We start from the raw sequence: 18,579 nt of genomic DNA on the forward strand, positions 1-18,579 counted from the left end.
ATGATGCTTGAACTGCAGTTGCGGATCCTCGAATCCCCTCGCGACACAAGCGCACGCTCTGCGCTCAACTTGCTATGCGCACAGTTGCGTCGGCGCGGTTACAGTTTGCAGGCAATGGCCGAGATTCTTGACTTGTCTCGGGAGGCGGTTCGGCAGAAGACAGAACAGGTGCCTGACGAGTTACTGTCGCACATCCTGCCGGACGCATCGACGATGCGTCAGACGCCAAGTCCACTCCTGGAACGGCCACGTGCATGGCTGACAGCTGAGGAGGTCGCTCGCGCGCGGGAGCTCATCCCTGTCGCTGCTCGCCACCGAGCGCCGACACCTCCGGATTCGGAAGTCGGACGCGCCTTCGGCGAGTTGATGAACATCTACTTCGCTGGTGAGGCGCGTGGCGTGACGACGTACACGATGGCGCAGCAACTGGATCTCACACCTGCTGCGATAAAGCACCGAATGGCTCGTGTCCGCGGAACCTTACCGCCTTCGATGCGCCCGCTCAGTACCGATGGCGCGCCGCCAACGGTCCTGGATCGGCCAGGGAGGCTGGGTGATTTCAGCCCAGAGACAACTCCGAATCCGGCAGAGGTCGCCTCCAGCCCTGGTTGATCCCGAAGCTCAACATGCGAGCACAGTCCGGCATATGAGTCTGGTGCGCGAGCTTCGTCAGGCGGCTCGAAGTGGCGGTCACACGACGGAGGTGTGGGATGTAGGTCAGGACGCGAGCTTTCGCTGCGGCACGATGCTGGTGAATGTCGAGGTGAAGTCGATCGAGTCCGGCATCGAGCAATACCGACTCGGTGTGGGCCAGTTGGCGGAGCAGGTTCAGCGCCACCTGGACCACATGGGACTGCCCCCGGTTCGGTTGACTCCTGATCTGTGAGGACTTGGGTCCTTGCTGGAAGGATGTCTGTCATGCCGAAAGCGTTGCCTGAGGAGTTCCGCCGCGATGTGGTCGCCTTGGCCCGCAAAGGTGAGGCGCCGGTCAGCCAGATCGCGAAGGACTTCGGGATCTCTCCATCGTGCCTGCGGCGCTGGCTGAAACTGGCCGAGATCGAAGACGGCAACCGGCCCGGAGCGACCCAGGCCGAGTCCGACGAACTTCGGGAGGCCAGGAAGCGGGTCCGGCAACTGGAACAGGAGAACGAGATCCTGCGCCGGGCCGCGGCCTACTTCGCCCGCGACATCAACCCAAAATGATGTACCCGCTGGTCCTCGATCTAGCCGCCGACAGCGTCCCTGTCGCGGTGACCTGCCGGGTGCTCGGCTTCTCCAAGCAAGCCTTCTACAAATGGCGTAAAGATCCTGTCACACCAAGAGATTTCGACAACGCTTACCTGATCAACGCAGCCCGTGACATCCATGCCGACGACCCGGCGTTCGGGTACCGGTTCATCGCCGACGAACTCACAGGCCAAGGCCATGTGGCCAGCGAGAACCGGGTTGCGAGGTTATGCAGCCAGGAGCGGATCTGGTCGGTCCACGCCAAGAAACGCGGCCTGAACCGTAAGGCCGGCCCGCCGGTCCACGACGACCATGTGAAGAAGGTGTTCACCGCCCCGGCACCGAACCTGGTCTGGCTGACCGACATCACCGAACACGCCACCGCCGAGGGCAAGCTGTATCTATGCGCGATCAAGGACGTCTACTCCAACCGGATCGTCGGCTACTCCATCGATTCGCGGATGAAGGCACAGCTGGCGGTGTCGGCCCTTCGCAACGCGATCGCCCAACGCACACCTGCTGCCGGACTCATCGTCCACAGCGACCGCGGTAGCCAGTTCCGGTCCAAGAAGTACATCCGCGTACTCAAAGCCCACGCACTGCGCGGGTCGATGGGCAGAGTCGGTGCCTGCGGCGACAACGCCGCGATGGAATCCTTCTTCGCCCTACTCCAAAAGAATGTCCTCGACCGGCAACGCTGGACCAGCCGCCACGAACTCAGACTCGCGATCGTCGCCTGGATCGAAACCAGCTACCACCGACGACGCCGACAACGCCGCCTCGGCAAACTCACACCCATCGAGTTTGAGATGATCCAACCCGCCGCACACGCGGCCTGAACCACCACACCCCGCGAGTCAACTAAACCCGGGGCAGTCCCAAGCTTGTCCACGCTGCGGCGAGTTTGACTCTCACCGGGATCGGCTGGTCTTGCAGCGTTGTGGTGGGTTGACGTGTACTCATCCTGGGCTCCGTGTGTGGTGAGGATCGGTACGTCCACGATCACCGAGCCCTGCGTCGGGCACCTCGGCCCGGAGGCTGGAGGTCACCTGGCCGATGGCATGGTCTCTGTCTAGTTCTTTCGGTGGGTACGCCGAGGGGCGCCGATCCCTACCCTGGAGCCGTGGACACTGTCCGGCGCTCCATCTGGCATGAGCCGCGGCCTGCTGACGCCCCACCGATCGGTCGTCTCGACTGGCTGTTGGTGGGCGTGTTCACGGCCGCCACCTTGGTCGAGGGCATCGTTCGGCCGGGCTTGGCCTGGCGGCCCCTCGTGACGGTGCTCGCCCTGGCGCTGATCCCTGCCCTGCTCTGGCGGCGGGCCCGCCCTCTGATGGCCGCCCTGGTCGGATGGGGCGTCGCCGGGCTGCTCTCGGCCATTCAGCTGACTGCGCAGGCCGGGGACCTCGGCCTCTACTCCATGATGGCCATCCTGATCCTGCTCTACTCCCTGGTGCGGTGGGGCTCGGGACGGGAGATCGTCGTGGGGACGGCGTTCGTGACAGTCGTCGTCGTGCTGGGGATGTACGTCTCCTCCGCGGGCTGGGCCGACGCTTTCGGCGGGATCGTCCTCTTGCTGTTGTTCGTCGCCCTCGCGGCGGTGTTCCGCTACCGCGCGGCCCTCTGGCATCGCCAACAGCGCGAGATCCGCAATCAGGAGCGGGTGGCGCTGGCTCGCGAGCTGCACGACATCGTGGCCCACCACGTCTCGGCCATCGCGGTGCAGGCGCAGGCCGGTGGCGTGGTCGCCGCCATCCAGCCTGAGAAGGCTGCCGAGGTCCTGGCCGCGATCGAGTCCGAAGCGTCCCGAACCCTGGCGGAGATGAGATCCATGGTGCGAGTGTTGCGTGACGAGGAAGCCGTCGCCTATTCACCGCAACTGGGCGTCGCGGACCTGCCTGCTCTGGCGCGCGCCGACGCGACACCCACCGTCGCGGTCTCGCTGGACGGTTCGTTGACCCGGCTGGCACGACCCGTGGACGCCGCGCTCTACCGGCTCGCGCAGGAGTCGCTGACCAACGCCGTATGGCACGCTCGGAGCGCGACCCGCGTCGGGATCGATGTACGCCGGGAGGGCGACGCCGTCCGGCTGCGTGTCAGCGACGATGGACGGACCGAGCCAGGGCCGGCCCCGGAGCCTGGGTTCGGCCTGCAGGGCATGGCCGAACGCGCCCAGCTCCTCGGCGGATCGCTCTCCGCGGGGCCGGGGCCAGACGGTGGCTGGGTGGTCGAGGCCGTGCTGCCGGTGGAGGCGCGGGCATGAGCATCCGTGTAGTCGTAGCCGACGACCAGGACCTGGTCCGGACCGGGCTCGTCATGATCCTCGGTGCCCAACCCGACCTCGAGGTCGCGGGGGAGGCAGCAGACGGGCTCGAAGCGCTCGACCTGGCGACCCGGCTGCGTCCCGATGTCCTCCTCGTCGACATCCGGATGCCCGGGCTCGACGGCATCGAAGTGACCCGGCGCCTGGCCGGGGAGGGTGTTGCCGACCCGATGGCGGTCGTCGTGATCACAACCTTCGACCTCGATGAGTACGTCCTCGGCGCCCTCCGGGCCGGCGCCCGAGGCTTCCTGCTCAAAGATGCTGGGCCGGAGCTGCTCGTGCAGGCCATCCACGCGGCGGCCAACGGGGACGCGCTGATCGCCCCCAACGTCACCCGCCGACTGCTGGCGACCTTCGCCGACCAGGCGCCGGTGGTACCGGTCCAGCCCATCGACCCGCTCACCGAGCGCGAGGAGGAGGTGCTCGCGCTGGTGGCACGGGGCCGCACCAACGCCGAGATCGCCACCGAGCTGTTTGTCGGCCTGAGCACGGTCAAGACCCACGTCGCCTCCTTGCTGACCAAACTCGGCGCCCGCAACCGCGTCGAGATCGCGATGTGGGCCTACGACACCAAACGCGTGAGAGCCGATTAATCGGTACAGATCGCGGCGTAGGCACGTGGGGTTCGGTAGCCCAGCGATGAGTACGGTTGGTAGGGCTGTCGCCTACCAGACGACTTCGTCGAGTGCCGGCCACGGCGGACCGTCCCGCAGAGCGCGAAGGAACGCCACTCCCGATGCTCTGCCGCTCGGGTGTTCGTCGTTGAGACTCCAGCGATGCGCAGCGATGATCGCGAGGACGACGCCCCTGCACTCGCCGACCAAGTCCTGGTCGGCGTCGGGATAGTGCCGGCTGACCTCGCTGGGCGCCCAGGCCAGGTCGTACTCGACTGGGCCTCGGGCGGTGTTTTCGAAGTCGATGAAGAGGGGTCCGTCCTTCGTGGTGAGGATGTTGAACGGGTGTGGCTCGCCGTGCAGCAACTGTTCGGTGCGGTGCCGGTCGACGATTGATCGCCCCAGATCGTGCAGCGCGTTGGCGAGCAGGGCCCGGTCCGTATCCCCGAGATCGGGAGTGACTTCACGGCTGGCAACGTCGCGTTGAGTGGCAGCCACTCGATCCATGAAGTGTGGCGTCGTGACCTCGATCTGCCGCAGGCCGGCATGAAGGCGCGCGAGCGCCTGCGCGTACTCGGCCGGCGGAAGCATTCGAGACTGCACAGGTTCGAAGTAGGCCCACAGGGCGATCTTGAAGCCGTCCTGCACGAAGACGCGTGGTTCGACCCGAGGCTCGAGCGGAGCGACAGGACTGTCCGTCGACGCCAGCCGTCGCACGAGTTCAACTTCTTGCTCGGCGCTTGCGAAATGCGTCATGGGCGTGACTCGGGCGACGGTGTCGCAGGGCGTCAGGCGGATGACGAGTCGGTTGGAGTCGCTGAGAACGATCGCGTCGTCAACGGCCAAGTCGAGTTCTGATGCGGTCGCCATCGCCGCGGCCACCGCACGCCGCGCGTCAGTTGCTTCCATCTCCGTGCCCCCTTCCCGCGCTGTCGACTGACCCGTCGAGGAATTGCCTGATCGCCCGTTTGGACCTGAGCACGTGCCGGGTCGCGTGTTGCCCGTGTCGCGCGATGATCGCTTTCTCTCGTTCGGGTTCCGCGCGCCGGTTCCGCCAGATCCGGGGGATGAGGCGCCATTCATCGCGCAGCCGTTGCCAGGCCGAGTACTCACATCCTTCAGGCAGCGTGTCCGGCATTCGGCAGCCGCGCAGCAGCGCTCGTCCCGCGCACCGCCACCACGGCGTGGCCAGGACCACCACGGTGTCGGCGCGTTCGAGCCGGAGATCGAGCGTCTCCGTGTAGTTGCCATCGGCGATCCATGCGTCGTTGGCAAGGAGGACATGTTGTTTCTCGCGCCACTCGGCCTCCGACGGTTCGGTCCAGCCCGCCTTCCAGAAGTGGAGGTCCAGATGAATGAGCGGCAGGCCGGACTTGACCGCAAGCGCCCGGGAGAACGTGGATTTCCCGGATCCAGCCATCCCGGTGACGACGATGCGGCGTTGCGTTTCGTGGGGGTACATGACACCTCGCAGAGTCGCAGTGGTGCCAGATTCGATTACCTGAGGGCTGTCTGCGCCGTGGTATCGAAGCTGGCAAATGACCTTCTGCGACACGGCAGGATCAAGGACGCCTCGGCGGAGCTTGCTGGGTTCTCACGAACGCCACGCAACGCCAAATTGGCCACCGGGCAAGGCTTCCCGCGATCACGAAGCTCCCGGCGGCATCGCATTGCTGCATACCTGCGCAGCACGCGACAACACGTCCGTACCTACCGTGTCAGCGCGTGCCCCGCCGGCCGGGTAGGTCGCGATGCACCCGACCCCAGACGCCATCCGCCATGATCAGCCTCTCCACGAGGATTCAAGGAACGGGCCCGCAACTGCCGGCCGTCCGTCGAGCGCGATTCTAGCGCGTCACGCGGCATCTGCCATTCGCGTTGGCCTCCGCCCTCGATCGCGGCTGGTGTTGGTCAGTCTGGACGGCACATCGCCTATAGGCCCTTGGCTTTGGCTCGTGTCAGAATGCCGAACATGGGCGGCGGATTGTCATTGAAGTCGGAGGACTCGTTCCTTTCGATCGCAAGTCGGGGATCGATTCTGTCGATCGGATCGGTTGGATCGGTGCTCAGCATCGGGTCCGTCGGTTCTGCGCTGTCGATTGGGTCGGTGGGATCGACTCTGTCCGCCTTCTCCGCAGGCTCGGTGCTCTCCTTCGGTTCGGCGCTCTCAGCTCGGTCTCGCTGGTCGTTGTTGAGCAGTGAGGGCGATCACGAGGTGCTGAAGGCGCCTCCCCACTCCGCGTTTCGCGCAGGCAGCGGGGTCGCGCTCGCCGTGCTCCTAGTTGCGCTCAGCCACAGGCGTTAGACCTCCTACCGCCGGCTCCGGCAACGCGGCGGCTTGCTCGAGGTGCTGCGGCGACGGCGGTACACCTGCAGATGCGGCGTGACGTGCTCACCGGAGGGCTGGCCGAGTTGCCCGTGCCGTGGTGGATCTGAGGTCTAGGGGTCCGCTGTGCGTGGTCGGCGCGGGGTGTCCGGGTGGTCGACCGGCAGCTGGGCGGACTGCCACGCCTGAAATCCGCCGATGATGTCCGTACTGCGGTGCAGCCCGAGATTCCGGAGGGAGTCGGCGGCCAGACTCGACGAGTATCCGCCTTCGCAGATGACGATCCACTGGAGGTCGTAGGACACGGCCTCGGGAATCCGGGCGATGCTCCGGGGATCGAGCCGCCATTCGAGGTGATTCCGCTCGATGACGATCGCGCCCGGCACCTCACCGCCGGCCCGTCGCTGGAACTCCGGTCGCGTGTCCACGATGAACGCCTCGCCCCGTCGCACGGTGTCGTACGCCTCGACCGCTGTGAGGCGGGGGAGCCCGGCCTGGATCCTGGTCACCCAGTCGTCGATCGACATCAGCCGCCGCCGATCAGCGCGGCTGCCGTGAGTTGGTCGACGGCCACGTCGACCTCCTCGACGGTGGTCCGGCGACCCAGCGACAAGCGGATCGCGGCCAGGGCGCGAGGCCGGTCGATTCCCATCGCCGACAGTACGGGTGACGGTTCCGGATCGCCGCTGTGGCAGGCGGAGCCGGTGGACGCCGCGATGTCCGGCGCGTTGCGGAGCAACTCGGACCCGACGGTGCGGTCGATGCTGATGTTCAGGGTGTTCGGCAGTCGTACCCCTGACGGGCTGTTGAGCTGCACCCGGCCGGGCAACGCCACGGCGAGGCGGTCGTGAAGGTTGTCGCGGAGTCCCTGGACCCGTTCCGCATCACCCAGGTGTTCGGACGCCAGCCGGGCGGCAACGCCGAGCCCGACGGCGAGAGCGACGTTCTCGGTTCCGGCTCGCAGGCCGTGCTCCTGTCCGCCGCCGTAGACCAGCGGCTCCAGGGGTACGCCCGGCCGGACGTAGAGCGCACCGACGCCCTTGGGTGCGTACATCTTGTGCCCGACCACAGTCACCAGATCGATGCCCAGGGCATCGGCGTCGAACGGCAGTTTGCCGAGGAACTGGGCGGCGTCGCAGTGGAACAGCGCGTCGTGGTCCCGGGCGACGCCGGCGAGGTCGGCGATCGGTTGCAGGGCCCCGGTCTCGTTGTTGGCCGCCATGATCGACACCAGGGCGGTACGCGTGGTCATCGCCGCGTCTAGGTCTCCCGGATCGACCAGCCCGGAGCTGTCGACCGGTAGGTAGGTGACGTCCACGCCGTGCCACCGCTCCAGGGCTCGGCACGTCTGCAGGACAGCCGGGTGCTCGGTGACCTGCGTGATCACGTGCGGCCGCTCTGCCTTCGCAGCCAGCACGGCACCCCGGATCGCGAGGTTGTCGGCCTCCGAGCCCGAACCGGTGAACACGATCTGGCCGTCGATCCCGCCGATGAGCGCGGCGACCTCCCGGCGTGCCTGATCGAGCGCGGCTCGTGGCTTGGTGCCGTACTGATGGTCGCTGGACGGATTGCCGAAGGCGCGACCGAGGTAGGGGAGGATCGCGGCCGTGACCTCGGGGTCGATCGGGGTGGTGGCGTTGTGGTCGAGGTAGATCATCGCGTGCCTGCCCGGAGCTCGCTGGTACGGCGCGGATGCGTCTCGTACATGCGGACCGCGACGACCAGGCCCGCCAGCGCGGTGACGGCAGCCACGACCCAGACGGCCGCCCGTAGTCCCCAGACGTCCGCGACCACCCCGGCCAGGATCGCGCCGACCGCGAAGCCACCGTCGCGCCACAACCGGTAGACCCCGACGGCCCGCGCCCGCCAGGCCGGATGAGCCACGTCGCCGATGCTGGCGAGCAGCGTCGGATAGACCATCGCGGTGCCGATCCCGAGCAGCACGGCCGCCACCGCCCAGCCCGTGAAGCCGTCGGCCAGGGCGACGCCGGCCAACGCGACCGCCTGGACGAACATTCCGGCGGTGATCAGCCACTTGCGTCCCCACCGGTCCGACAGGGGTCCGGTGACAAGTTGCCCAAGGCCCCAAACAGCCGGGTACAGGGCGGCCAGGATCCCGATTCGGGACACCGGCAACCCGGCAGTGGCGAACAGGATCGGTAACAGGCCCCAAGCGAGGCCGTCATTGAGGTTGTTGACCATGCCGGCCTGGCTGGCCGACGACAACGCCGGCTCTCGCACACTCGTCCGGACGAAGACCTCCCGGTCGCTGAGTTCGCCTGGGGCCAGGTGTCCGGCGGCCTCGAGCTGTGCGTGCCCACGAGTCTCGCGGACGACGAATGCCGACAAGCCGAGCCCGAGGGCGGCGTACGACAGGCCGAGCAGGAACGGTGCCGGCCGTAGTCCGTAGTGGGCGGCGAGGTAGCCGGTGGCGAGTGCGGTGGCCGCGACCGCGAGGTACCCGGCGGCCTCGTTGAGGCCCATCGCCAGCCCTCGCCGCTCCGGACCGGCGAGATCGATTTTCATGATCACCGTGGTGGACCAGGTCAGGCCCTGGTTGATGCCGAGCAGCACGTTCGCGGCGACCACCCAGCCCCAGGACGGCGCCCAGATGAGGATCAGCGGTACGGGGACGGCGATCAGCCAGCCTGCCAGCAGCACCGGCTTGCGGCCGAAGCGGTCCGACCAGGTGCCGGCGAAGTAGTTGGCGGCCGCCTTGGTCACGCCGAAGGCGAGCACATACGTGAGCAGGAAGGTGTAACCGGTCAGGTGGAACGTCTCGTCGGCGAGCAAGGGCAGCACGGTCCGCTCCTGGCCGAGCATGCCACCGACCAACGCGTTGATCGCGACCAGCAAACTGAACTGGGCGAGATTGGCGCGGATCCCCAGCCGCATCAGGTGGTCTCCAGGTCGCGACCGCGCACGGCGGCCCAGTCCTCTGTGCCACCCGCGAGTACGGCGAGGTCCCGGTGGCCGGCGCGTTCGAGCAGGCTGGCCGCGGTCATCGCCCGCTCGCCGTGTCCACACATGACCACCAACGACCCACCTCGTACCTCGTCGGTCCGGCCGGCGAGCGCGCCGAGCTCGATGTGCTGAGCCCGCGGGAGGTGGCCGGCCTCGAACTCGGAGTCCTGCCGGACATCCAGCACCGCGCCGTCGATCTCACCCGGACCGACCAGCCGGGTGCGCGTGAGCTCCCCGTCCCACGCCTCCAGTCCGCCCTCGAGTTCTCCAGCCAGGCGATAGCCGATCTTCGCCGCTTGCCACGCGATCTCCGCGGCGTCCTGATCGGGTCGCCGAACGACGATCAGCGGCCGGTCGTCCGGCGCCAGCCAACCGAGCCACGACGCGAACACCGCCCGGAGCGGGATCGACAACGCACCGGGGATGTGTCCGGCCGAGAAGTCCCACGTCGGGCGTACGTCGATCAGCTCCGCGTCCTGCGCCAGCATCGAGCGAACCGTGGCGGCCGGCAGCCGTTCGATCGAGGGGTCGACCACGGTCGGTCCACGGCGGTTGGTCTCGGCGAGCTTCAGGAAGTACGGCGGGAAGCTGCCGAGCGATCCGAGCAGCTCCTTCACGAACGCGTCCTCGCTGTCGGCCTGGAGCAGGGAGTTCGTCGCCTTCTCGCGTCCGATCGTGCTGACCCGATCCGCGCCCGGCGGGGCCGAGCAGAACGAGCCGGCACCATGGGTGGGCCACACGGCCACGTCGTCGGGAAACTCGATCAGGCGTTGCAGAGAGGCGTACTGGGCCCGCGCGAGCGACTCGGTCTGGTCGGGGGAGACAAGGTCCGTCCGAGCCGCTGCGCCGACGATCAGTGAGCCGCCGGTGAAGACGCCGAGCGGTCGATCGCCGTCCAGGAGCAGGAAGGCCAGGTGCTCGTGCGTGTGACCCGGCGTACCGAGAGCACGGAGCCGCAGTCCGCCGAGGTCGACCTCGTCGCCGTCGTGCAGGCCGCGATGCCCGAACTGGCGATGTCCGTCCGCCGACGCGAGCACCTGTGCGCCCTGCTGGACGGAGAGCCGGCGGGCGCCGGAGAGGAAGTCCGCGTGCAGGTGCGTGTCGGCCGCGAACGCGACCGTCAACCCGCGCCGTTCGAGTGCCGCCGCCGGAGATCGCAGGTCGACACTGACGTCGACCACCATGGCCCGCCCGTCGCCCAGATCCACGAGGTACGAGGAGTTGCCAAGCCCTTCATCGACCACGGGGACGACGGTCATCGTGGTCCTTTCCTGACGGCGAGCACCGACACGCTCTTCACGCCGTACGTCTTGCCCGCGGTGCGCGCCTGTTCGGAGAGGAACTCGTACGGGTTGTCCCGAACCTCTCGGAGGGTGAATCCGGCCGCCTCGATCGTGGCGAGGTACTGCTGCTCCTGAGTGGCACCGCCGATGCAGGATGCCCAGAGGTCGGCGTTGCCCACGATCGACTCCGTGAGCTGTGCCTCGCTGATGATGTCGGCGATCGCCATTCGGCCTCCGGGTTTGAGCACCCGCGCGGCCTCGGCGAACACGGCAGCCTTGTTCGCGCAGAGGTTGATCACGCCATTGGAGATCACGCAGTCGACGGTCTCGTCGGGCCAGGGCAGGCGTTCGATCGGGGCGGCGAGGAACTCCACTTGATGTAGGTCGGCCTCGCCGGCCAGGCGGCGCGCCTTGTCGGTCTGCTCGGGGGTGAAGTCGACACCGATGACTCTGCCGGCGGCACCGACGAGTCCGGCCGCGTAGAACGCGTCCATGCCCGAGCCGCTGCCGAGGTCGAGGACGGTCTCACCTGCCTGCAGGTTGGCCAGATCGAAGAAGTAGCCGACACCGGCGAACGACTCCACCGCCGGCCCGGGGAGGGCGGCCAGCCGGACCGGTTCGTAGCCGAGGCGGAGAGCAAGTTGCTCGCCCAGCTCGAAGTGGAAGTCGCCGCGCGGATTCTCTGCTACCTGGCGATACAGCTGTCTGACCTTCGTCACCAGCTGCGCGGTGTCCGGCATGGTGGCCATCGTTCCCTCCTCCGTCCTTGTTCAAGGAGTTACTTGAATAAGACCCCGGGGTGTGCTGTATTGTCAAGTGAGGACTTGAATAGGCAGGTCAGGAGGCTGGGATGGGTGACCACGCGGCGAAGGCGGGGCTGTTCGACGCACTCGCGGAGGTGGGGCAGGCGCTCGGGAACGGCCGGCGTGCCGAGTTGATCGACGTTCTGGCCCAGGGGGAGCGGCCCGTCGAGGAACTCGCGGCCGAGATCCAGCAGTCCGTCGCGAACACGTCGCATCACCTGCAGCGGCTGCTGCGCTCTGGCCTGGTCCGGACTCGCCGGTCCGGGACGCGCATCTACTACGCGCTCGCCGGCCCCGCCGTCGCGAAGCTGTGGAGCGCGATGCGGGAAGCCGCCGAGGATCATGCCTCCGGCCTCGAGCGCCTCGCCCAGGACTACCTCGGCGACCGGGGTTCGCTCGAGACCATGACCCGCGACGAGTTGGCGAAACGCCTTCGTACGGGTGACATCGTCGTCCTGGACGTCCGGCCGGTGCCGGAGTACGCGTCCGGTCATCTGCCCGGGGCGATCTCGCTGCCGGTCGACGAGCTTCAGGAGCGTTTGGGGGAAGTGCGCAGTGGAGCGCAGGTTGTGGCGTACTGCCGCGGCCCCTATTGCGTCTACGCCGACGACGCGGTCAGGCTCCTCACGAAGAACGGCCGGACGGCTTATCGGCTCGAAGACGGCTTCCCCGAATGGTCCATCGCGGGCCTACCGGTGGAGAGGTAAGCGCAAGTTGGTGGGCACGATCTCCCGCCCAGGCGGTGATGTTCGCTGGGATCCCCTTCCCGCCTTCGCGCGCCTCGGCGTTCAGGCGATCCACCTCGCCAAGGACGATCTCTCGATGGTGATGCAGCCGGGTCCGACCTCCAGTTCACGATCGTTCACCGCCGTACTGCTTCCGTTCGAACCGCTGCCCTTCGAGCTGAAGAACCTGGACGGCCTGGACGGTGACTCAATACAGCACGACCGTGGGTCACCGGACAGCAGTGGATGATCCGCTCTTCGTCGGGTGGACGGGTTGGGAGGCGAGGAGGTCAAGGCCGAGGTGGCGGGAGAGGTACTGGGCCGCGAGTTGCCCGCGGACGCTGTTGCCTGCGGCATCCAGTCGGGGCGCGAAGGTGCCGAGGGCGCCTTTGCCGGGGGAGACCGTGACGATGCCGCCGCCGATTCCGCTCTTGCCCGGCACGCCTACGTCGAGGAGCCAGTCGCCGGAGGTTTCGTACAGGCCCGCGATCGCCATGACGGCCAGGGTGACGCGGGCTACGTCCTGGTCCACCACGCGCTCGTTGGTGGTCGGGCAGACGCCGCCGTCGGCCAGAGTGGCGCCCATCGCGGCCAGGTCGGCCGCCGAGACGCTGAGGCAGCTTTGCCGGGTGTACAGGTCGATGGCCTCGTCCGGATCGCCGGCCAACGCGTCGTAGCTGCGCAGCAGGGCGGCGAGCGCGCGGTTCCGGTGGTTCGTCGCCAGTGCGGACGCCAGGACGTCGACGTCGAGCGCGAGCGGCCGGCCGGCGAACCGGGACAGGCCGTCGGCGAGGAACTGCCATCGCTCGGCCCGCGAACTTCCGGGCGCCAGGCTCGTCGTGGCGATCGCGCCCGCGTTGACCATCGGATTCGTCTGCCCGGTCGTCGACCGTTCGACCGCTTCGACTGAGTTGAACGGGAATCCGGTGGCGTTGACGCCGACGAGTCGCCGGACGGCGTCGATCCCCGCCTGCTGGCAGACCAGCGCGAACACGAACGGCTTGGCCACGCTCATGATCGTGAACGTCCGGCGGGAGTCCCCGTGCTCGACCAGTTCGCCGTTGGTTCCGCACACGCACAGGCCGAAGGAGTCCGGCTCGACCGCAGCGAGAGCGGGGTACACCTGGGACACCTGCCCCTCACGGTGATCCCGAAAGCGCTCGTACGCGGAGGCGACGAGCTCGCTCACCGTCGGCGACGCGGGCAGGTGGCCGGTGGAGACGTACCTCGGGGCCTCGGACGACATCGAAGCTGCTTCCTTGCTCAGAACGGCCAGACGAGCGGGATGATCACGAGCGCCACCGCGAGCCACCACAGCATCACGGGCAGGCCGAGCTTCCAGTAGTCGCCGAAGCGGTAGCCGGCCGGACTCATGATCATCATGTTCGCAGGCGTGGCGACCGGGGTCAGCAACGACGCGGCGCCGGCGACCGCGATCAGCATCAGCAGCGGCCGGACCGAGGTACCGGTCCCTTGCGCCGCGGCGACCGCGATCGGGGTCACGATCAGGACCGTCGCGGTGTTGCTGACCACCTGGCCGAGCGTCGCGGTGAGCAGGAAGAACGCCAGCAGCAGCAGGTACGGCCGGCCGGCCCCGACCGCGTCGATGACCAGCTCGGCGATCCGGTCCGCCGCACCGCTGGTCTGGATGGCCGTCGACAACGGAATCAGGCCGCCGATCAGGACCACGATCGGCCACGACACCGCCCGGTACGCCTGCTGCGGTCCGACGACCCTGGTCAGCACCATCGCGGTCGCGGCCCCCAGACCCGCCATCGAGGGCGGTACCAGACCGGTGGCGAGCAGCATCACCATGACGGCGACGATGGCGACGGCCACGGACGCTCGCGGTCCCCAGGCCACGGCCTGGCGCCGGACCAGCTCGGGCGAATCCACCAGGAGGACATCCCGGTCCCGGGCCAGCGCCTCGAGGGCGGGCCACGGACCGTGTACGACGAGCGCATCGCCTTCGGCCAGAGCGGTCGGCCTGCTGCCGCGATCCTTCCCCATCCGCTGGACCGCGACGATCAGTACGTCGTTGTCCCGGCGCATCCCGGGGAACACGGTCTCTCCGACCAGGGAAGACCTCGGTGGGACCACGGCCTCCGCCACCCCGGTCTCTCCGGTGAGCAGTTCGCTGATCGGCGTCGGGGTCATCGTGGTCGCGAGCGCCGCGTCGGCCACGAGTCGGTCGACCTGTTCCGGCGGTCCGGTCACTACCAGGACGTCGTCGACGGCGAGCACCTCGTTGTCCAGTGAGCGTCCCCGACCGTCCTCTGTTCCCACGATCGCCACGTCCGGGTACGTCGTCAGGTCGATCTCGCCCGAGACCGAGCCGAGCACCGGTGACCGCGCACCGACGCGCAGGCGGTAGAAGCCCTCGCTCAGCGGGTAGTGCAGCGCGAGCGTGTCGGCGTGGCGGGCCAGGTTGGTGAAGGTGTGGACCGGCCGGATCGTGGGCAGCAGACGTGGTCCGAGCAGGACCGACAGGGCGATCGTTCCGAGGACCAGCGGCACGCCGACCAGAGCGAAGGAGAAGAACCGGAACGTGCCCTCACCGGCTTCGCTCGCCGCATCGGAGACGATCACGTTGACCGGCGACGCGGTGAGGACGAGCAGAGCACCGGCGCTGCCGCTGAAGGCCAGCGGCATCAGCATGCGCGACGGCACCTCGCCGATCCGGCCGGCGAGCATCACGACCAGAGGCAACAGGGCTGCGACCGCGCCGTTCAAGGTGATCAGCGCCGACATCACGGCACACAGACCGGTCAGCGCCAGCAGCAGCCGGGTCCGGTTGGTGCCGACGTGCCGGACGAGGGTCTGGCCGGCCCAGGTCGTCACCCCGGTGGCGTCGATCCCTTCGCTGACCACGAACAACGACGCGATGAAGATGACCACCGGATCGCCGAAACCGGCCAGCACGGCGGTGAAGTCGAGCACCCCGCTGATCCAGAGGGCCAGGGCCGTGAGGACGGCGACCAGGTCGACCGGCAGGCGGTTCCAGACGAACAGTGCGACAACGCAGGCCAGGATGATCAGGCTGATCGTGCTGTCGTCCATATCCGGTTAGCCGAGGTGCACCGGGGCGTCGGGGCCCCACGGGATCCCGATCAGGTACCAGGCGACGTAGAAGAGCGTCCACGCGACCAGGACGATGATCGTGTACGGCAGCATCATCGATACCACCGTGCCCAGCCCGGCCTTCTTCCGGTACTTCTGGCAGACCAGCACGATGAACGGCAGGTACACCATCAACGGCGTGATGACGTTCACCGGACCGTCGCCGACCCGGTACGCCGCGATCACCGTCTGCGGAGCGATCCCGAGCCGGTAGAACAGCGGGATGAAGATCGGTGCCAGGATCGCCCACTTCGGGATCACACCCGGCATGATCAGGTCGATCACCACGACGAGCAGGATGAAGCCGATCAGCAGCGGCAGGGCGCCGATGTCGGCCCGCTCGAGCAGGTCGGCCAGACCGGTCGCGGCCAGCGTCGACATGTTGGAGTAGTTGAAGTAGGCGATGAACTGGGCGATCAGCAGCATCAGGAAGATCAGGCCGCCGAGGCCGTTGAACGTCTTCACGATCGCGTTGATCACGTTCGTGCTGCCGGTCAGCGACTTCGACCCACGGCCGTACCCCAGACCCGCGGCCAGGAACAGCATCGAGATGATGAAGAGCAGACTGCTCATGAACGGTGAGTTCCCGAAGATCTCACCGGTGTCCGGGTTGCGCAGCGGGGCGCCGGGGATGAACGTCAGGGCCGAGACGATGACGACGGCCACCAGCAGGTAGATCCCGGACCACCGCAGTCCGCGCGACTCCAGCGCCATCTCCTCGTCGGTCGCGTGGTGGTCCTCCGGCGCGTCGGGCGGCGCCTCGGCCGGATCGTACTTGCCCAGCCTGGGCTCGAGGATGCGCTCGGTGATGATCGTCATGACGATGGCGCAGAAGATCGTCGCCGCGATGCTGAAGTAGAAGTTGTTGGTGACGTTGAGGGTCACGTCGGGGGCGACCAGCTGGATCGTCTCGTTGGTGACCTCGGTGATGATGCCGTCGGCCGGCGTGATCAGGATGTTCACGAAGAAGGCGGCGCTGACACCCGCGTAGGCCGCGGCGATCCCCGCCAGCGGATGCCGGCCGAGGGACACGAACGCCGCTGCCCCGAGCGGGATCAGGACCAGGTAGCCCGCGTCCGACGCGACGCTGGAGATGCCGCCGAGCAGGACGATGATGAACGTGATCGTCACCGGCGGCGCGACCTTGACCATCTTGCGGATCAGCGCGGCGATCAGGCCGGCCTCCTCGGCGACCCCGACGCCGATCATCGCGACCAGGATCACCGCGACGACGCCGAAGTCGTTGAAGTTCTGCACGGCCGTGGTGAAGATGAAGCGGATGCCGTCACCGGACAGCAGGCTCTCGGCGGTGATCGTCTCGGTCTTGGTCTCGAAGTCCGGGACGGCGGGGGCCGGTGGCGTGTCCGACCCCGGAACGCTGGTGCCGCCCGGGTACTCCGGCATCACCTCGACCGTGGTCGGCTCGGCGACCTCGGTGGTCACGCTGGTGCCCGCCCAGGCCAGGATCTGCGAGAGCACGATGACGAGGAGGATCAGAGCGAGGAAGATCAGGGCGGGATGCGGAACCTTGTTCCCGACCCGCTCGATGCCGTCGAGCATCCGCTGGACGCCGCCCTTGCGCGGTTCTTTCGTGGCGGCGGCCTTGGCGGTCACGAGCTTGCCGCCTGGTCGTCGGCCGGCCGGCGGAAGCCGAGGGCGAACTCGATCAGCAGCTTGGTCCCGAAGCCGGTCGCGCCCTTGTTGCGCCAGGTCCTCGGCGCGGGCAGTTGGGCGGTCCCAGCGATGTCCAGATGCGCCCACGGGTGGCCGTCGACGAACTCCTCCAGGAACAGCGCGGCCGTGATCGATCCCGCGTTGACGCCGCCCATGTTGGTGAAGTCGGCGACCGACGAGTCCAGCTGCGACCGGTACGGCCGGTACAGCGGAAGCTCCCAGACCAGCTCGTCGGAGGCGGTACCGGCCCGCTTCAGCTGGTCGATCAGAGCGGGGTTGTTCCCCATCAAGCCGGCCACCTCGACGCCGAAGGTCCGCAGACAGGCGCCGGTCAGTGTCGCGATGTCCACGATCGCGTCGACCGGTTCCTCGGTCGCGAGCGCCAGCGCGTCGGCCATCACCAGCCGCCCCTCGGCGTCGGTGTTGAGTACCTCGACAGTCTTGCCGTTGCGCATCCGCAGGATGTCGCCGAGCTTCATCGCCGAACCGGAGGGCATGTTGTCGGTACACATCAGGTACCCGGTCACGGCCGCGGTGCAGCCGAGATCGCGCAGCGCCGTCATCGAGGCCAGCACAGCCGCGGCTCCGGTCATGTCGTTCTTCATCTGCGCATGCGACTCGTCGCTCGGCTTCAGGCTGATGCCGCCGGAGTCGTACATGACCCCCTTGCCGACCAACGCGATCCGGCCTGTCGGGTCATCGGGCTCGTAGCGCAACCGGATCATCCGTGGTGGATCCACGCTGCCGCGGTTGACCCCGAGCAGACCGCCGCAGCCCAGTTCGATCAACTGGTCCTTGTCGAAGACCTCGACGCTCAGACCGCTCGCCGCGCCCACCTCCAGCGCGACCTCGGCCATCCGGACCGCGGACAGCGTGGCGGCCGGGCAGTTCGCCAGATCGCGGCCGAGGGAGTAGGCCCGCGCCACGACCAGCCCTCGCTCCACCCCGCGGCGGGCCTCGTCGGCGAGCTCGTCGGGGGCCACCACCAGCAGGGACTCCAGGGTCGGCTCGTCAGCGCCGCGGCCGACGAAGTACCGCCATCGAGCGAGCAGGACGCCCTCGGTGACCGCTTGGGCGAAGTCCGCGGCGGAGAGCGACGGCACCTTCGCCGGGACCTCGACGGCCAGCCGCTTGTGCCAAGGGACGGCCCGCGCGAACTCAGCGGCCAGGTCGCGCACCAGGGCCGCATCGACCTCGTCGGCCGCTCCGGTACCGACAGCCACCATCACCCGGGCGACACCGCCAGGACGAGTGTCTCGCCCCGCTTTCCGGTGAAGCCGGCCGCTGCGAGCCCGGCGGCGTCCGTGCCGAGCTCTTCGGGCGGTTCGAGGGCCGAGGAGACCGGAACCGCGATGGCCGCCGCCGCCTGGCGCGCTTGGTCCAAGGACCCGACGCCGACCTCGGCCCGGTTTCTGGTCGAGGGGATCGGATCGAAGTCGTCTGGCGCAGTCTTCACAAGCTCTCCTCTGGCCGCCGCTCCGCCGGGAGCGCAGGACATCTGCAGGCACGCGAGGCCGGAG

19 protein-coding genes are annotated in these 18,579 nt (G+C 68.1%); 7 read left to right on the top strand and 12 right to left on the bottom strand.

Annotated elements, in window-relative coordinates; genetic code table 11:
• From FB561_RS25665 to FB561_RS25685, 5 genes are all read left to right on the top strand, one after another.
• Nucleotides 1-612, top strand: a complete 612-nt coding sequence (locus tag FB561_RS25665; RefSeq protein WP_145811070.1) for a hypothetical protein — start codon at nt 1-3, stop codon at nt 610-612.
• 34 nt (nt 613-646) lie between these two features.
• Complete coding sequence (locus FB561_RS25670) at nt 647-886, top strand: hypothetical protein (RefSeq protein ID WP_145811072.1); 240 nt, start codon at nt 647-649, stop codon at nt 884-886.
• A 32-nt stretch (nt 887-918) separates the two neighbouring features.
• A protein-coding gene (locus FB561_RS25675; RefSeq protein ID WP_145811074.1) for an IS3 family transposase occupies nt 919-2,066 on the top strand; the annotation gives its coding sequence in 2 pieces (ribosomal slippage) (nt 919-1,189 and nt 1,189-2,066; 1,149 coding nt in all).
• Between the two features lie 284 nt (nt 2,067-2,350).
• Complete coding sequence (locus tag FB561_RS25680; RefSeq protein ID WP_145811076.1) at nt 2,351-3,490, top strand: sensor histidine kinase; 1,140 nt, start codon at nt 2,351-2,353, stop codon at nt 3,488-3,490.
• Nucleotides 3,487-4,143, top strand: a complete 657-nt coding sequence (locus tag FB561_RS25685) for a response regulator (protein WP_145811078.1) — start codon at nt 3,487-3,489, stop codon at nt 4,141-4,143. The genes FB561_RS25680 and FB561_RS25685 overlap by 4 nt, the downstream gene beginning before the upstream one ends.
• Before the next feature lie 72 nt (nt 4,144-4,215).
• Here the strand turns inward: FB561_RS25685 and FB561_RS25690 are convergent, their stop codons facing one another.
• From FB561_RS25690 to FB561_RS25725, 7 genes are all read right to left on the bottom strand, one after another.
• Entirely contained in the window at nt 4,216-5,073 is an 858-nt protein-coding gene (locus FB561_RS25690; RefSeq protein WP_145811080.1) for an aminoglycoside phosphotransferase family protein, read from the bottom strand.
• A complete protein-coding gene (locus FB561_RS25695; RefSeq protein WP_145811082.1) occupies nt 5,060-5,626 on the bottom strand; it encodes a P-loop NTPase family protein in 567 nt (188 codons plus the stop codon). The genes FB561_RS25690 and FB561_RS25695 overlap by 14 nt, the downstream gene beginning before the upstream one ends.
• A gap of 977 nt (nt 5,627-6,603) precedes the next feature.
• Complete coding sequence (locus FB561_RS25705) at nt 6,604-7,017, bottom strand: rhodanese-like domain-containing protein (RefSeq protein WP_145811084.1); 414 nt, start codon at nt 7,015-7,017, stop codon at nt 6,604-6,606.
• Complete coding sequence (locus tag FB561_RS25710; RefSeq protein ID WP_145811085.1) at nt 7,017-8,147, bottom strand: cysteine desulfurase family protein; 1,131 nt, start codon at nt 8,145-8,147, stop codon at nt 7,017-7,019. The genes FB561_RS25705 and FB561_RS25710 overlap by 1 nt, the downstream gene beginning before the upstream one ends.
• Nucleotides 8,144-9,385, bottom strand: coding sequence for an MFS transporter (locus FB561_RS25715; protein WP_145811086.1), 1,242 nt, complete (start codon nt 9,383-9,385; stop codon nt 8,144-8,146). The genes FB561_RS25710 and FB561_RS25715 overlap by 4 nt, the downstream gene beginning before the upstream one ends.
• Complete coding sequence (locus tag FB561_RS25720) at nt 9,385-10,713, bottom strand: MBL fold metallo-hydrolase (protein WP_145811087.1); 1,329 nt, start codon at nt 10,711-10,713, stop codon at nt 9,385-9,387. The genes FB561_RS25715 and FB561_RS25720 overlap by 1 nt, the downstream gene beginning before the upstream one ends.
• Nucleotides 10,710-11,486 carry a methyltransferase domain-containing protein gene (locus FB561_RS25725; protein WP_145811088.1) on the bottom strand — a complete coding sequence of 259 codons (777 nt, stop codon included), beginning with the start codon at nt 11,484-11,486 and terminating at the stop codon, nt 10,710-10,712. Before FB561_RS25725 ends, FB561_RS25720 begins: the two co-directional genes overlap by 4 nt.
• A 101-nt stretch (nt 11,487-11,587) precedes the next feature.
• Between FB561_RS25725 and FB561_RS25730 the strand changes: the two genes are divergently transcribed.
• Together FB561_RS25730 and FB561_RS25735 are read left to right on the top strand one after the other, a co-directional pair.
• Complete coding sequence (locus FB561_RS25730) at nt 11,588-12,247, top strand: ArsR/SmtB family transcription factor (RefSeq protein WP_145811089.1); 660 nt, start codon at nt 11,588-11,590, stop codon at nt 12,245-12,247.
• Nucleotides 12,248-12,257: 10 nt separating this feature from the next.
• Nucleotides 12,258-12,515: a hypothetical protein gene (locus tag FB561_RS25735; RefSeq protein ID WP_145811090.1), complete on the top strand. Its 258-nt coding sequence runs from the start codon at nt 12,258-12,260 to the stop codon at nt 12,513-12,515.
• Here FB561_RS25735 and glsA read toward each other — a convergent pair.
• The 5 genes from glsA to FB561_RS38305 are packed head-to-tail and all read right to left on the bottom strand — an operon-like array spanning nt 12,495 to nt 18,515.
• Nucleotides 12,495-13,511 (bottom strand): glutaminase A, encoded by a 1,017-nt coding sequence (glsA, locus tag FB561_RS25740; RefSeq protein WP_145811091.1) that lies wholly within the window; start codon nt 13,509-13,511, stop codon nt 12,495-12,497. The two genes, FB561_RS25735 and glsA, sit on opposite strands and share 21 nt — an antisense overlap.
• A gap of 17 nt (nt 13,512-13,528) precedes the next feature.
• On the bottom strand, nt 13,529-15,325 hold the full coding sequence (locus tag FB561_RS25745; protein WP_145811092.1) for an SLC13 family permease: 1,797 nt from the start codon (nt 15,323-15,325) through the stop codon (nt 13,529-13,531).
• Between the two features lie 6 nt (nt 15,326-15,331).
• Nucleotides 15,332-16,999 (bottom strand): AbgT family transporter, encoded by a 1,668-nt coding sequence (locus FB561_RS25750; RefSeq protein WP_202880733.1) that lies wholly within the window; start codon nt 16,997-16,999, stop codon nt 15,332-15,334.
• Nucleotides 16,996-18,285: a leucyl aminopeptidase family protein gene (locus FB561_RS25755; protein ID WP_202880734.1), complete on the bottom strand. Its 1,290-nt coding sequence runs from the start codon at nt 18,283-18,285 to the stop codon at nt 16,996-16,998. Before FB561_RS25755 ends, FB561_RS25750 begins: the two co-directional genes overlap by 4 nt.
• On the bottom strand, nt 18,285-18,515 hold the full coding sequence (locus FB561_RS38305) for a hypothetical protein (RefSeq protein ID WP_202880735.1): 231 nt from the start codon (nt 18,513-18,515) through the stop codon (nt 18,285-18,287). The genes FB561_RS25755 and FB561_RS38305 overlap by 1 nt, the downstream gene beginning before the upstream one ends.
• Nucleotides 18,516-18,579 lie beyond the last annotated feature (64 nt).

It is taken from the genome of Kribbella amoyensis (assembly GCF_007828865.1).
GTDB classification, from domain to species: domain Bacteria; phylum Actinomycetota; class Actinomycetes; order Propionibacteriales; family Kribbellaceae; genus Kribbella; species Kribbella amoyensis.

Coding starts and splice junctions, on each gene's coding strand:
- FB561_RS25670 (WP_145811072.1), top strand. CDS start 647: ATGAGTCTGGTGCGCGAGCTTCGTCAGGCGGCTCGAAGTGGCGGTCAC.
- glsA (WP_145811091.1), bottom strand. CDS start 13,511: ATGTCGTCCGAGGCCCCGAGGTACGTCTCCACCGGCCACCTGCCCGCG.
- FB561_RS25685 (WP_145811078.1), top strand. CDS start 3,487: ATGAGCATCCGTGTAGTCGTAGCCGACGACCAGGACCTGGTCCGGACC.
- FB561_RS25730 (WP_145811089.1), top strand. CDS start 11,588: ATGGGTGACCACGCGGCGAAGGCGGGGCTGTTCGACGCACTCGCGGAG.
- FB561_RS25665 (WP_145811070.1), top strand. CDS start 1: ATGATGCTTGAACTGCAGTTGCGGATCCTCGAATCCCCTCGCGACACA.
- FB561_RS25725 (WP_145811088.1), bottom strand. CDS start 11,486: ATGGCCACCATGCCGGACACCGCGCAGCTGGTGACGAAGGTCAGACAG.
- FB561_RS25695 (WP_145811082.1), bottom strand. CDS start 5,626: ATGTACCCCCACGAAACGCAACGCCGCATCGTCGTCACCGGGATGGCT.
- FB561_RS25745 (WP_145811092.1), bottom strand. CDS start 15,325: ATGGACGACAGCACGATCAGCCTGATCATCCTGGCCTGCGTTGTCGCA.
- FB561_RS25690 (WP_145811080.1), bottom strand. CDS start 5,073: ATGGAAGCAACTGACGCGCGGCGTGCGGTGGCCGCGGCGATGGCGACC.
- FB561_RS25710 (WP_145811085.1), bottom strand. CDS start 8,147: ATGATCTACCTCGACCACAACGCCACCACCCCGATCGACCCCGAGGTC.
- FB561_RS25705 (WP_145811084.1), bottom strand. CDS start 7,017: ATGTCGATCGACGACTGGGTGACCAGGATCCAGGCCGGGCTCCCCCGC.
- FB561_RS25755 (WP_202880734.1), bottom strand. CDS start 18,285: ATGGTGGCTGTCGGTACCGGAGCGGCCGACGAGGTCGATGCGGCCCTG.
- FB561_RS25720 (WP_145811087.1), bottom strand. CDS start 10,713: ATGACCGTCGTCCCCGTGGTCGATGAAGGGCTTGGCAACTCCTCGTAC.
- FB561_RS25715 (WP_145811086.1), bottom strand. CDS start 9,385: ATGCGGCTGGGGATCCGCGCCAATCTCGCCCAGTTCAGTTTGCTGGTC.